The following is a 14517-nucleotide window of genomic DNA, read 5'->3' on the forward strand; positions in this document are numbered from 1 at the left end:
TAAATATAGTATAATTAAGACTGTTGATAAATAACGGCCGCTCCTCTGCTTACATTGGTCAGTAATTAAGAGCGTCTATGAACTTAGGAGGAAGAAAATGAACGAATTAATAAAATCATTAGAACAAGAACAATTAAAAGCTGAAGTTCCTGCATTTGGACCTGGGGACACAGTAAGAGTACACGTTAAAATAGTTGAAGGAAAAAGAGAAAGAGTTCAGGTATTTGAAGGTGTAGTAATGAAGAGACAAGGTGGAGGAGCTAGAGAAACTTTCACTGTTAGAAAAATATCTTTCAATGTTGGTGTAGAAAGAACTTTCCCAGTTCACTCTCCAAAAATAGAAAAAATCGAAGTTACTAGAAAAGGTAAAGTAAGAAGAGCTAAGATAAACTACCTAAGAACTAGAACTGGTAAAGCTGCTAAGATAAAAGAAGCTAGAAATAAATAATAACTTTTTAAGTTAATTTAGGAAGGAAATCTCTTTGGGGATTTCCTTTTTTTCAGTCATTAATATGATGAAATATGGACAAAATTATAGATATAATAAAAAAATAAAATCCAATATATTAGGATGAAATAAATTAGTACTTATAAAAGATAAGGAAGTGAAAATATGGCAAGAGATTATAGAAGAAGTGATTATGACGAATATTTAAAAGATGATAACTTACATATAAACTGGTATCCAGGGCATATGAAAAAAACTAAGGAATTAGTTCAAAATAACTTAAAAATGGTAGACGTTGTAATAGAGTTATTAGATGCTAGAATACCTTACTCAAGTAAAAACCCTCAAATAGATGAAATAGTTGGAGATAAGCCAAGAGTAGTTGTTCTAAACAAAAGTGACTTAGCAAATCCAGCGAACTTAAGCAAATGGGTTAACTACTATGATAAAAAAGGAATAAAAGCAATACCTGTAGCTACTATAAAAGGTAATGGAGTAAATAAAATAGTAGACGAGTGTAAAAATGTTACTAAAGAAATGATGGATAACCTTAAAGCTAAGGGAAGACAAGAAAGAGCTATCAGACTTATGATAGTTGGTGTTCCAAACGTAGGTAAATCAACTCTTATAAACAAACTTACAGGAAGAAAAAGTACTGTAACTGGAGATAAGCCAGGGGTTACTAAATGTAAGCAATGGGTAAGACTTAAAGGAAACTTAGAATTACTAGACACTCCAGGGATACTTTGGCCTAAGTTTGAAGATCAAGAAGTTGCCCTTAACTTAGCTTTCAGTAGAGCTATAAAAGATGAAGTACTTGATATAGACACTTTAGGACTTAAATTTATAGAAAAGCTTATGGAAATAGAGCCAGAAAAATTAAAAGCAAGATATAAATTAGAAGAGTTAGGAGAAACTCCTCTTGAAACTATGGAAATGATAGGTAGAAAAAGAGGATTTATACTAGGAAGACAAGAACTTGACTATACTAGAATAGCTCAAACTGTTCTAAATGAATACAGAGAAGGTAAAATAGGACAAATATCTTTAGAAGAACCTATGGATTATATGGATAAATAAAAGGAAAGTCATTATGACTTTCTTTTTTTATTGAGGAATAACATTATAAAAAATAAATCATAAATTATATATATAAATATTTGTAGGGAGGTGGTATTTTGATTGAACCTGAATACGGAGATGTAATATGTGTTAATCACGGTATATATAATCATTTTGGCATATTCGTAGATAAAAACCACGTTATCCATTATAGTGGGAAAGAAAAAGATATGTTTTTTAGAGAGATGGTTATAGATGAAACAGATATGGAAAATTTTCTGGGAGAATCTGATAAATATTATGTATATAGGTTTTCACAGGACAAACCTTTTAATGTTAATAGGATAAGAGCAGAGGGACTAGGTAGGGACTTAGTAGATGATGTGCAAGCTTTATATCTTATTTATCAAATTAAAAACAAGATTAAATTTAAAGTATACACACCAGAAGAAACTGTGAAAAGGGCAAGAAGTAGAATTGGGGAAAGAAAGTTTTTGCTTCATGCTAACAACTGTGAGCATTTTGCTATTTGGTGCAAAACTGGAGTTAAGCAATCCTATCAAGTTAATGCAGTAATAAAAGTAATGTTTGTGAAATATTTAATATATGAAGGTTATTAAAATTACGTAGGCAAACGATACCTACGTTTTTTTATTTATAGAATTACATAAAAGTAAATAATTAAATAAGTATAATAAAAAATAATGTTAAAAAATAAAAATATTTTAAAAAAATTTATCAAAAAATTAACAATCAATAGAAAATCGTGCTAAAATTATAATATAAAATATAACAAATTATATATTTAAATTATAAAGCAGGTGATACAGCAAAAACATATTGATTTATGAGTAAAATAATAAGAGCTAGTACGAACTAATAAGTTTCCAAAAAAAAGCGTTAAGCTATTGATAAGGGGAGAATTAATATGAAACAGCAAGTTAGTAGGAAGGCCACATTATTAGAGGCGATGATACCAATAATATGTTTAGGAGTGTTTTTAGGAATAGGAATATTTATGTACGGATCATCACCACATGTACCACTAGTAGGAGCAGCAGCCATAGCAGGAGCTATAGGTGTATATAGATTAGGCTTTCAATGGTCTGAATTAGAAAGCAGTATGTTTGATAGTATTAAAATGGCAATGCAAGCAATTTTAATAATAATGATAATAGGTATACTTATAGGAACTTGGATAATAAGTGGAGTAGTACCAAGTATGATTTATTGGGGATTAAAAGTTATATCACCAAATATTTTCTTAGTGGCATCAGTAATAGTATGTTCCATAGTATCTTTGGCAACAGGATCATCTTGGAGTACAATGGGAACAGTTGGTGTGGCACTTTTAGGAATAGGTCAAAGTTTAGGAATACCAACAGGCTTAGTAGCAGGTTCTATAATATCAGGAGCATACTTCGGAGATAAGTTGTCACCTTTATCTGAAACAACTAATTTGGCACCAGCAATGGCAGGTACTGATTTATTTACTCATATAAAATATATGTTATATTCAACTATACCATCATTAATAATAGTTTTAGTTATATTTGGTATAATGGGAATGAAATATTCTGGACAAGAATTAGATATAAGTCAAATACAGTTAATTAGTAGTACATTAGAATCTTCATATAATACACTATCACCACTTTTATTAATTGCACCAATCGCAGTAATTGTGCTAGTAATGCTAAAAGTACCAGCAATTCCTGGACTTATAGGAGGGGCATTGATAGGAGTTGTTATAGCAGTATTTTTCCAAGGTCAAGATATGGGAGCAGTATTAGAGGCAGCAACAAATGGATATGTATCAGCTACAGGTGTGGAGTCAGTAGACATGTTATTATCTAAAGGTGGCCTTATGAATATGATGTCAACAGTATCATTAACAATATGTGCCCTAGGTTTAGGTGGTATACTAGAAAAAACAGGTATGCTTGAAGTTATAGCATGTTCTATATTAAAAGCTGCAAAAGGAGTATTTGGAACAGTATTATGTACAATGTTAACTTGTACATTTACTAACATAATAGCTGGAGAACAATATTTATCAATTGTTATACCTGGAAGAATGTATAGTGAAGAATTCAAAAAAAGAGGAATACATCCCAAAATGTTATCTAGAGCATTAGAAGATAGTGGAACATTAAGTTCTCCATTAGTACCATGGAATACTTGTGGAGCATATATTGCAGGAACGCTAGGTGTGTCAGCCTTTGTATATGCGCCATATGCCTTATTAAATATAATAAATCCATTAATTTCATTGGCAATGATAGCATTTAATTATAAAGTAGCAAGAATAGATGATAATAAAGAAGAAAATTTAAAAGTGTGTGAAAAAGCTAATTAGTTATTAAGTTGAATAGATATATGAAGCCAACAGAAAAATAGTTCTGTTGGCTTTTTTGTGAAGGTAAACCCTTGGTCATATGAAGGTGGTGAATTATATGATAAAATATAAAAGGTAAGTACATAATAAAACTGAATAAATATTAAGGAGATTACCATGAATAACAAAAGCGTAAAAGAGATAAAAGAAATAGTAGATAATTTAAAAGTTGAACAATACTTAGAATATATAAATATTTTAAAAAATGATGAAAGAAAATCAGTGCAAAAGTTTGCTGTATCTTTGGCAAAAAAACTAGATGCCATAAGAAAAGAAGATGAAAGATTAGAACTTATAAATACGTATGAAAATGACGGATACTCAAAAGGGTATTTATACATAGGTGGAATAGACGAAGTTGGTAGAGGGCCACTAGCTGGGCCAGTAGTTGCAGCTGTAGTTGTTTTACCACCAAACACAAAAATAGAAGGAGTAGACGATTCTAAAAAAGTAAAAGAAAGCAAAAGAGAAGAGTTATACGAAATAATAAAAGAACATGCACTGGACTTTGGAATAGGAATTGTGGACAATGAAGAAATAGACGACTACAATATTTTAAATGCCACATTCATGGCAATGAAAAAAGCATTAAACTCAATGAAAAAACAACCAGACTATTTATTAGTAGATGCTGTAACTATACCAGGGGTTGATATAAAACAAAATCCAATAATAAAAGGTGATTCAAAATCCATATCTATAGGTGCTGCCAGTATATTAGCAAAGGTTACAAGGGATAGAATGATGTGTGACTATGATGAAATATACCCAGAGTATGGATTTAAATCAAATAAAGGATATGGCACAAAGGAACACTATGAAGCTATAGAAAAACATGGTATAACACCAATACATAGAAAAAGTTTCCTTAAAAATGTTTTATAGACTATAATTATAAATGAAAGAATTATTAAGATAAATTATTGTTGGAGGGGGTCATAATAATGAATTATAAAGACATGCTAAAAGAAGCAAGAGAAAACTTAAATGGAAGTTGTAGAGTTTGTAAAGCTTGTAATGGAGTAGTTTGTGCAGGTGAAGTTCCAGGAATGGGTGGAAAAGACAGTGGATCTGCATTTGTAGAAAACTTCAAAAGTTTGCAAGATGTTAAAATAAATATGAGAGTTATACATAATGTATCAAACCCAGATACATCAGTAGAATTATTTGGAAAGAAAATGAAAGCACCTATATTTGCAGCGCCTATAACAGGAACTACATTAAACATGGGTGGAAAAATAAGTGAAAAAGAATACATAACTCCAGTTGTAGAAGGATGTATAGAAAGTGGAATATTCCCAATGGTTGGAGATACTGCTGTAGATTCTTTCTTAATGGATAACTTAGATGTATTAAAAGAAAATAATGGACAAGGGATAGTATTTATAAAACCTTGGGAAAATCACGATATAATAAAGAAAATAAAGTTGGCTGAAGAAGCTGGAGCTTTTGCTGTTGGTGTGGATGTGGATGCATGTGGGTTAGTTACTTTATCAATGCACGGAAAAACTGTTGTACCAAAGAATGTGGAAGCATTAAAAGAGCTAAAAGCTGCTACTAAGTTACCATTTATAGTGAAGGGGATAATGACTGTGGAAGATGCTATGCTTGCTGTGGAATCTGGTGTGGATGCTATAGTTGTGTCTAATCATGGTGGTAGAGTGCTAGATTGTACTCCAGGTGCTGCTGATGTGTTACCTGCTATTGCTCAGGCTGTTGATGGTAAGCTTACTGTGCTTGTTGATGGTGGTGTTAGAAGTGGTGTTGATGTTGTGAAGCTTATTGGTCTTGGGGCTGATGGTGTTCTTATTGGAAGACCTTTTGTAACTGCTAGTTTTGGTGGTGGTAGAGAAGGTGTTGAGATGTATGTTAAGAAGATTGTTGGTGAGTTTGAGGCTACTATGAGGCTTACTGGATGTCAGACTGTTAAGGATATTGATGGGAAGGTTATATATAGATAGTTAGTAGGTGGAGAGGGTTGGATACGACCCGTCTCCACCATTGAAATCCACGAAAACACATTGATAATTTTGTCAATGTGTTTTTTTATGTAAAAAAATTAACATATGCATTAAATATGTTAGACTCAGATGTATTGAAGTAGTAAATATATCTATAAAACTAAAAAGTTAAAAAACATTTCAGAGTGCAAATATCCATAAAAAATAGTAGAAATTTAATATACTGCTTGGGATAATTAGTTACATTAACTACTTATTTGAATAACTAAAAAAGGGCTACCACTAACAGATTTTTAATCTGCTGAAGTGGCAGCCCTTTTTATAGTTATTACTTTGTGTAATTATCGAAATAACCTTGGATGAATATAATAGGAGTTCCCTTATCTCCACTTCCTGAAGTTAAGTCAGATAATGATCCTATAAGGTCAGTAAGTCTTCTTGGAGTAGTACCTTGTGATTCCATAGTTCCAACTAAATCTGATTCCTTATTTTTAATATATTCTGATATTGCCTTCTTAAGTTCTTCACCCTTTAAATCAGCGAAGTTATTATCGGCAAGATACTTTAATTTTATTTCATTTGGAGTACCATTTAAGCCTGATGTATAAGCTGGTGAAACAACCGGGTCAGCAAGTTCCCAAATCTCACCCACTGGATCCTTGAAAGCTCCATCTCCATAAATCATGACCTCGACATCTTTTCCTGTTTTCTCTTTAAGAATAGTTTGTATATTATCAACGATAGGTTGACAGTTACGAGGGAAAAGCTTAACAGTTTCTTCTGTTGATTTGTTTGAACCTAGTAATCCATAAGCTTCATTACATCCACTTCCATCAATAGATTCACATAATATATCATCAAGGCTATAGATTTTTTCTACACCATTTGCTTTTAAAATTTTCTTAGTTCTAAATCTTGCATGAATATCACAAGTAAGAACGTTCTTTGTATAATTTAAGATAGTTTTAGGATTGTTTGAGAATATTACTTCGCATTCAACACCATATTCTTGGATTAAAGATTTATAATAATCAATGTAATCAACACCTGTGAAAGTATGTTTATTATACCCAAACAGATTACGGAATTCTTCCTCTGTTAAAACATCTGTCCAAGGATTAACTCCCTTATCATCTAACATATCTAAGTCAACTAGATGATTTCCAACTTCATCAGATGGATAGCTTAACATTAATACTATTTTCTTAGCTTCTTTTGCTATACCACGAAGGCAAATTGCGAAACGGTTACGACTTAAGATAGGGAATATTACACCGATAGTATCGTCACCAAACTTAGATTTAACATCTTTAGCGATATTATCTATAGAAGCATAATTTCCTTGAGCACGTGCAACTACTGATTCAGTTACAGTAACTATGTCCTTATCATTTATAGTAAAGCCTTCCACTTCTGAAGCTTTAAGTACACTTTCCACAACTATATCCTCGATTTTATCGCCTTCTTTAATGATTGGGCAACGAAGTCCTCTAACAACTGTACCAATAACTCTTTCCAAAATAATCTCTCCCAACAATTTAAATTTAATTTAAAATATTTCGTACTTTCGTACTATTGTAATATACACTAATAAATGATATAAGTAAAATAAATAGAATGAATACGTGATATAAGGGGTGCTTATATGATTACTAAATTAGATTTATATAAGGTGTTTTGCCAGGTAGGAAAAAGTAAAAGCTTTTCAAAAGCATCGAAGGAGCTTTACATGACACAGCCAGCAGTGAGCCAAGCTATAATGCAATTAGAAGGAGAACTAGATATTAGGCTTTTCAATAGAACGCATAGAGGAGTATCGTTAACTAATGAAGGGAGCCTTTTATTTGAATATGTAAATTCAGCAATTAATTTAATCAATGCTGGAGAAGAAAAAATATTAGAATTTAAAGGTTTAACTGTGGGAGAATTAAAAATTGGAGTAGGAGATACTATATCTAAGTATTTTCTAATTCCATATTTAGAATTTTTTCATAATAGATATCCTAATATTAAGTTTAAGATTATAAATGGCACAACTCTAGAACTTTGCGACCTAATTAAATCAGGAGAAATTAATATTGCAATTTGTAATTTTCCAATTGATGATCACTCATTAGAATTAATACCTTGTAGAGAAGTTAGAGATATTTTTGTTTGTGGAGAGAAGTATAAGGATTTGTCGACGGAGAAGATTTCATTAGAAGAAATAGTAAAACATCCTTTAATATTCTTAGAACCTAATTCAAATTCAAGAAAGTATGTAGAAAAGTTCATGACATCAAAAGGTATAAAAATTTCTCCGGAGTTTGAGCTTGGATCCTTTGATTTACTATTGGAATTTGCAAAGATAAATTTAGGGATTGCTTGTGTAGTAAAGGAGTTTTCAAGGGATTATTTAGAAAAGGGATTATTATATGAGGTTAATATTTTAGAAGAAATACCAAGTAGAAATATTGGTGTTTGTTATTTAAAGGGTGTTCCACTTTCATTAGCTTCTGCAAAATTTGTTGAGATATTATCATCTGCTAACTTTTCATTGAATGATAGTATATAACACAGGCCTTGATTTAAAGTGTTATTGCAATTGATTTTGCTGGAGTGCTTGTTGAATACTTTGTTATAATACTTACATTTATGGACATAAATTTAGCCTAGAGGTAAGTTATTATAAAAACAATTATTAAGATGAGAACAAAGCTTTGCTCAAATATTTGTAGAGAATTAATCTTGGGTAGTATTTCTACGATTCATCTCCACCATTGAAATCCACGAAAGAGTATTGATTGAAAAATCAATACTTTTTTGATATAGAATTAAACCTATAATATATATGGATTTAAATGAATATATAATGAAAAAAATTTTTAAATATAGATTTTTGAGAATAATTGAAAATTAATTTGCATACTCAAAAAGATATAGGATTTAGTAGTAATTTACCAACTATCTTATATCTTTTTTATTTTTATTTTAAATTTTCTGCTTTTAAAACATATCTATTATTTAAACTAGATTTTACATAAGTAACACCTAATCCTAAAAACATTCCAAGTATTGCAGGGACTATACAACCTAATATAAAGGTAATTTACTAAATAAACTTGCAACATAACCTAATTTTACCCATACTTGTTCCAAAGCATCAACAACACTTACTACACCAATAAATAATATTGTAAACTTATAAACGAAAGAACTTTCTTTGAAAAATCTATCTAGCATTGCTAGTACTATAAATATTGTTGATATTGGATATATTACATTTAGTACAGGTACTGCAAGTATTTTAGTTAATCCTAAATTAGCAAGAGATAGTACTCTAACAAAAGATTTAAAAGATAGTTTGTTTGTAAGTGTTGTAAAATATTGACTACAAGAAGTTATAAGTCCCACACTAGCTGTTAAACAAGCTAATGTAAATGTAACTGCTAATAATAATGCGCCAGGCTTACCGAATACATAATAAGAACAAGTTATTTAATTCATTGTAATATTTACAAACTAGAAGTGATAATAATAAAACTTATTAGCTTTTATTAACAAATTCTGTTACACTTAAATAATACAATTTAAATATAGAGGTGATTACCATAAATAATTATAAAACAACAAAGAATAATTATGAGATTCAAGGTTCAGTTACTAACATAACAATACTTAAAAAGAATGGTTCTGAGCTAATAGCTAAAATAGATACACAAGATTTAGAAAAGGTACAAGCAATGGGAGTTTGGTTTGCTGAATGGCATAAAGACTTCAATAGTTATTTAGTTCAAAATATAACTACAACTAAAGAAAATAAAAAAATTAAAAGTACTAAAAGAAATATTCAATCAGTAATACTAGATACAGCGTCATCAGCCCCAATTAGACATATAAATGGAGATACACTAGATAACAGAAAATCTAATTTAGAGCTTGTTGACCAAAGAGAAAAAAATGAATATGAGAATATAGACGATGAAACAATAGCTGTAATACTAAAAGATCGATATGGAAAGCCGCAAGCAAAGGCATTAGTATCAGTTAAAGATTTAGATAGAGTAATAAATAAGAGGTATACATGGGTATATTCAAAAGGTTATAATCAGCCTAGGGTAATAGCCCATACTCCAAGTGGGAAGGTATATATGGAAGATGTAATAATGAAACCTAGTGAAGAAGAAAGAGTTCATCATATAAACTTAAATCCATTAGATAATAGAAGAAAGAACTTAGAAAATAAATTAAAATAATTAAGTAGTAAATAATAAATGTATCGTTATTTTAAAAGATATGATGTATAATATAAAAGATAAACACTTTTTATGCTTAGATATTAACTAGCATTGAAAGTGTTTATTTTTATTTTATAAACAATTTAGATTAATATAAAAGGAAATAAAAAGGAGAAATAAATGCAATTTACAGACTTAGACATAATTAGGCCAATACAAAAGGCACTAAAAGAAGAAGGATATATAAAACCAACACCAATACAATCGAAATCAATAACACCATTATTAGAAGGTAGAGACTTACTAGGATGTGCACAGACTGGTACGGGTAAAACAGCAGCTTTTGCAATTCCTATAATACAACAAATATATAATGATAAAAAAACACTAAAAGGCAAAAGAACTATAAAAGCAGTAATACTAGCACCTACAAGAGAACTAGCAATACAAATAGAAGAGAACTTTGTGGCTTATGCAAGACATACAAATATAAAGAGTTTGGTTATATTTGGAGGAGTATCTCAAAACCCTCAAGTTAAAGCATTAAAAGAAGGTGTAGATATATTAATAGCTACTCCAGGTAGAATGCTTGATTTATACAATCAAAAATTCTTAAAATTGAATGATGTTAAGCACTTTGTTTTAGATGAAGCTGATAGTATGTTAGATATGGGTATGATACATGATGTAAAAAGAATAATTAGCCACCTGCCAAAGGTTAGGCAAAACATATTCTTCTCTGCTACTATGCCAAAAGAAATATCAAAATTAGCAGATTCAATATTTAAAAATCCAGTTAAGGTGGAAGTTGCACCAGTATCATCAACAACTGAGATGGTTGAACAAAATATTTATTTTGTAAGTAAAAAACAAAAGACAAAGTTACTTATAGAGTTATTAAAAAATAATCCAAAAGAATCTGTACTTGTATTTTCTAGAACAAAACATGGAGCAAATAAAATAACAAAAGATCTAATATCATCATCAATAAGTGCGGCTGCAATACATGGTAATAAATCTCAAAATGCAAGACAACTAGCATTAAATGAGTTTAAAGAAGGTAAAATTAGAGTATTGGTAGCAACTGATATAGCAGCAAGAGGAATTGATATTGATGAACTACCATTTGTAATAAATTATGATTTGCCAGAAGTTGCAGAGACTTATGTTCATAGAATTGGAAGAACAGGAAGAGCGGGAAGAAGTGGTAGAGCAACAGCATTTTGTTCAATGGAAGAAAGAGATCTTTATAAGGCTATAGAAAAACTTATAAATAAAAAGATTGAAGTTGTAGAAAATCATAGTTTTGTAGCTAGTGCAGAGGATGTAACTGTAGTAGCTAAAAGAAGTAATAGGGGCAGTAGAAAACCTAATAGAAGTAACAATAAAAATAATAGAAGTAAAGATAAATTTAACAATAAAAATTAAGCAGCTAAGGTCTGCTTTCCATATTGATATGATCTATTTATTGTAGACTAACTAGTGCTCTTATATTAATAAAATCAGGAGATAAGTACAGCAAGCACAAAATAGTACCTATATACTGTGCTTATTTATACAAGGGGTACACATTTTTGTTACTACCTTGAAATTTGTCGAAATACACGACTATTGACATTTAAATATACTAAATTATACATAAAAGAACTGTTAAGCTTAAAGTTGATCAGTTCTTTTTATGTTATTATGCAATGAAGGCATAAAAAGTAATACTTTTGATGAAATATTAATGATTTAAATGATTTATTCAATTGCTTTTAAGGATATGAATATAAAACTAGCCAGGCGGGAATTTTAAGATAAAATACAAAAATTAATTAGTAGAGTATAGAAAAATAAAAATTAAAATAGTATAATGAATTAACGTTATAAACATATCAAGTTAGAGGTGATAAAAATAAAGCAGAAATTAAAAAAATCAATAAAGTATATTTTTATACTATTCATTTTTACCATTATCATAAAAGAATTTATTAACGTATTACGTTCTTTTGATAAAAATTTATTTAACTTATATGCAAATGAACTAACACTAATAAAAATAATGGTGATATTATTTATGGGAATAATTGCCTTTGTACCTTTGAGTCTTTATGACTTAGTGCTTAAAAACAGGGTAGGCATAAATTTGGATAACAAAAAAATATATAAATACTCATGGATAGCAAGTTCAATTTCAAATATTGCAGGTATGGGAGGAAGTACGGCAATATATTTTAAAAATAATTTCTATGGAGAACATGTAAAAGATAAAAAATTACTTGTAAAAGAAACATCAAAATTTGTAGCACTTAACCTAACTGGTTTTTCTATAGTTAGTTTGATATATGCTATAACAAGTTTTAATAACTTAAAACTAAATGATTGGATAGGTATAATGACAATCGTTATAAGTCTTTATTTTCCTTTGGTTTTAGTGTACTTGATTTATAAATACATTAAAGGTAGTGCAGAGGATAAATCACGTATAAAAGATTATTTTAAAATTATACTTATGTCTGCTATAGCATGGTTGGGGATAATAGTACTGATATATTCTATAATCTTAATATTAAAGGTTAATATTTCATTTACTAATTTTTTCCCAGTATTTATGGTATCTATAATTATTGCTATGGTTAGTATGTCTCCAGGTGGCTTAGGTTCATTTGATTTGACGATGATAGTAGGTCTGCAACGTTTAAATGTGCCAGTTGAAAAAACATTATTAGCAATATTTTTATACAGAGTATCTTATTACATAGTACCCCTTATAATAGGATTAGTACTTTACGCAAGAGAATTTTATAAAAATATGGATGAAGAAGTAAAAGATATATTTTCTACTATTTTATCTAAATTAGCTCATATAAGTATTGTTTTAATAGTTTTAGTTACTGGAAGTATACTATTACTATCAGAAGCGGTACCAGTTATTAGCAGTAATGTAGATGTGGTTAAGAATATATCATATTTATCAGTTATATATATACCAAATAGATTTACAGTAATAATAGGATTTTTATTAATAGTATTATCAAGACTATTAATATATAAATCTAAATATGTATACAAAGCAACACTTTTTGTAATATCAGCACTGTGTGTTTTAATTTTTATTAAAGGTACAAATTATAGCGATCTAATATATATATTAGGGGTATTATGCTTGATGCTTATATGTAAAAATCAATTCTACAGAGAAAGTTTTGTTATGGGCTGGAGAATGGTATTTCAAGATATGATAACACTAATATTTTTCTTATTATTGTATGTGTATACTTTTCATTCAAGCTTGAAAGGTAAAATTACTAAAATAGCTTTTACTGATTATGAATTAAGATTTTCAGATACATCATATTCAATAATTTATATTTGTATAATTGGATTTGTAATATCCATATTGTTTTTAGTGTTTATATACTACATAAATAGTAAAAATAAATTTCCAAAACTAACCTTGAATGACTGCAAGGATGATGTAGACAAAATTTTAGATACTTTTGGTGGGACATCAGTAAGTCACTTTATATATTTAAATGATAAATATGTTTATATAAATAAAGAAAAAGATGTACTAATGCAGTATCAAACTTATGCTAATAAAATATATATACTAGGAAACCCAGTAGGTAATAAAGAAAATATATTTGATACTATACAAGAATTCTACGAATTATCTAATAACTACGGATATATATGTGTTTTCTGTGCTATAGACAAGCAGATTTTACCATACCTTCATGAGACTGGTTATCAGTTTTTTAAACTTGGAGAAGAAGCTACAGTTAATTTAAAAGAATTTACCTTAGAAGGAAGAAAGATGAAGAGTGTAAGAAATGCAATATCTAGGGTAACTAAAGAAGGGTATAGTTTCCAAATGGTTTATCCGCCATTTGACGATCATTTCTTTGAAGATTTAAAAAATATATCAGACCAGTGGCTTGATGGAAGAAAAGAAAAAGGATTTTCTATAGGATTTTTCAATAAGGAATATCTTAGCAAAGAGCCAATATGTGTAGTTAGAGACAAAGAAAATAACATAAAAGGATTTGCTAATATAATGCCAATGTATGACAATAACGAAACCTTATCAATAGATCTTATGAGATTTTCTAGAGAGTCATGCAATGGCATAATGGATTTTATGTTCGTAAATCTTTTTGAATATGGAAAAGAACATGGATACTCTAGATTTAATATGGGGATGGTACCATTATCAAATGTTGGTAGGTCAAAGTATGCATTCCTAAGTGAAAAAATAGCAGCTGAGGTTTATTCACATGGTCATAAATTTTATTCCTTCAAAGGTCTGAAAAAATATAAAGAAAAATATTGTGAGTCTTGGGATGGAAGATATTTGGCTTATAAGAAAAAAACCTCTTTGGTTTCAACAATGATACAAGTAATACTTCTGGTTTCAAAACCTTATGATAAACTAATGTAAATATT

12 protein-coding genes are annotated in these 14517 nt (G+C 29.4%); 10 read left to right on the forward strand and 2 right to left on the reverse strand.

What is annotated here, in order from left to right; translation table 11 throughout:
* Window positions 1-97 precede the first annotated feature (97 nt).
* The 6 genes from rplS to JW646_RS14825 all read left to right on the forward strand — a co-directional run bounded on the left by rplS (window position 98) and on the right by JW646_RS14825 (window position 5869).
* Window positions 98-448 (forward strand): 50S ribosomal protein L19, encoded by a 351-nt coding sequence (rplS, locus tag JW646_RS14800; protein WP_039677931.1) that lies wholly within the window; start codon window positions 98-100, stop codon window positions 446-448.
* A 165-nt stretch (window positions 449-613) separates the two neighbouring features.
* Window positions 614-1528: a ribosome biogenesis GTPase YlqF gene (gene ylqF / locus JW646_RS14805; RefSeq protein ID WP_018589717.1), complete on the forward strand. Its 915-nt coding sequence runs from the start codon at window positions 614-616 to the stop codon at window positions 1526-1528.
* 98 nt (window positions 1529-1626) lie between these two features.
* A complete protein-coding gene (locus JW646_RS14810) occupies window positions 1627-2130 on the forward strand; it encodes a lecithin retinol acyltransferase family protein (RefSeq protein WP_228415544.1) in 504 nt (167 codons plus the stop codon).
* 308 nt (window positions 2131-2438) lie between these two features.
* Window positions 2439-3869: a Na+/H+ antiporter NhaC gene (nhaC, locus tag JW646_RS14815; protein WP_228415545.1), complete on the forward strand. Its 1431-nt coding sequence runs from the start codon at window positions 2439-2441 to the stop codon at window positions 3867-3869.
* 156 nt (window positions 3870-4025) lie between these two features.
* Window positions 4026-4793 carry a ribonuclease HII gene (locus JW646_RS14820; RefSeq protein ID WP_074915426.1) on the forward strand — a complete coding sequence of 256 codons (768 nt, stop codon included), beginning with the start codon at window positions 4026-4028 and terminating at the stop codon, window positions 4791-4793.
* 59 nt (window positions 4794-4852) lie between these two features.
* A complete protein-coding gene (locus JW646_RS14825; protein WP_228415546.1) occupies window positions 4853-5869 on the forward strand; it encodes an alpha-hydroxy-acid oxidizing protein in 1017 nt (338 codons plus the stop codon).
* 328 nt (window positions 5870-6197) lie between these two features.
* On the opposite strand, the gene JW646_RS14830 is transcribed toward JW646_RS14825, so the two are convergent.
* Window positions 6198-7388 carry a coenzyme F420-0:L-glutamate ligase gene (locus JW646_RS14830; RefSeq protein ID WP_228415547.1) on the reverse strand — a complete coding sequence of 397 codons (1191 nt, stop codon included), beginning with the start codon at window positions 7386-7388 and terminating at the stop codon, window positions 6198-6200.
* 126 nt (window positions 7389-7514) lie between these two features.
* On the opposite strand from JW646_RS14830, the gene JW646_RS14835 reads away from it, so the two are divergent.
* Complete coding sequence (locus JW646_RS14835) at window positions 7515-8423, forward strand: LysR family transcriptional regulator (protein ID WP_228415548.1); 909 nt, start codon at window positions 7515-7517, stop codon at window positions 8421-8423.
* A 518-nt stretch (window positions 8424-8941) separates the two neighbouring features.
* Here the strand turns inward: JW646_RS14835 and JW646_RS14840 are convergent.
* Window positions 8942-9346 (reverse strand): branched-chain amino acid transport system II carrier protein, encoded by a 405-nt coding sequence (locus JW646_RS14840; RefSeq protein ID WP_228417394.1) that lies wholly within the window; start codon window positions 9344-9346, stop codon window positions 8942-8944.
* Window positions 9347-9450: 104 nt separating this feature from the next.
* On the opposite strand from JW646_RS14840, the gene JW646_RS14845 reads away from it, so the two are divergent.
* From JW646_RS14845 to mprF, 3 genes are all read left to right on the forward strand, one after another.
* Window positions 9451-10104 (forward strand): HNH endonuclease family protein, encoded by a 654-nt coding sequence (locus JW646_RS14845; RefSeq protein WP_074915445.1) that lies wholly within the window; start codon window positions 9451-9453, stop codon window positions 10102-10104.
* Between the two features lie 162 nt (window positions 10105-10266).
* Window positions 10267-11514: a DEAD/DEAH box helicase gene (locus JW646_RS14850; protein WP_148556311.1), complete on the forward strand. Its 1248-nt coding sequence runs from the start codon at window positions 10267-10269 to the stop codon at window positions 11512-11514.
* Between the two features lie 460 nt (window positions 11515-11974).
* Window positions 11975-14512 carry a bifunctional lysylphosphatidylglycerol flippase/synthetase MprF gene (gene mprF, locus JW646_RS14855; RefSeq protein WP_228415549.1) on the forward strand — a complete coding sequence of 846 codons (2538 nt, stop codon included), beginning with the start codon at window positions 11975-11977 and terminating at the stop codon, window positions 14510-14512.
* Window positions 14513-14517: the final 5 nt, after the last annotated feature.

Origin of the sequence: Terrisporobacter hibernicus (assembly GCF_020809405.1) — a bacterium.
GTDB lineage: Bacteria > Bacillota > Clostridia > Peptostreptococcales > Peptostreptococcaceae > Terrisporobacter > Terrisporobacter petrolearius.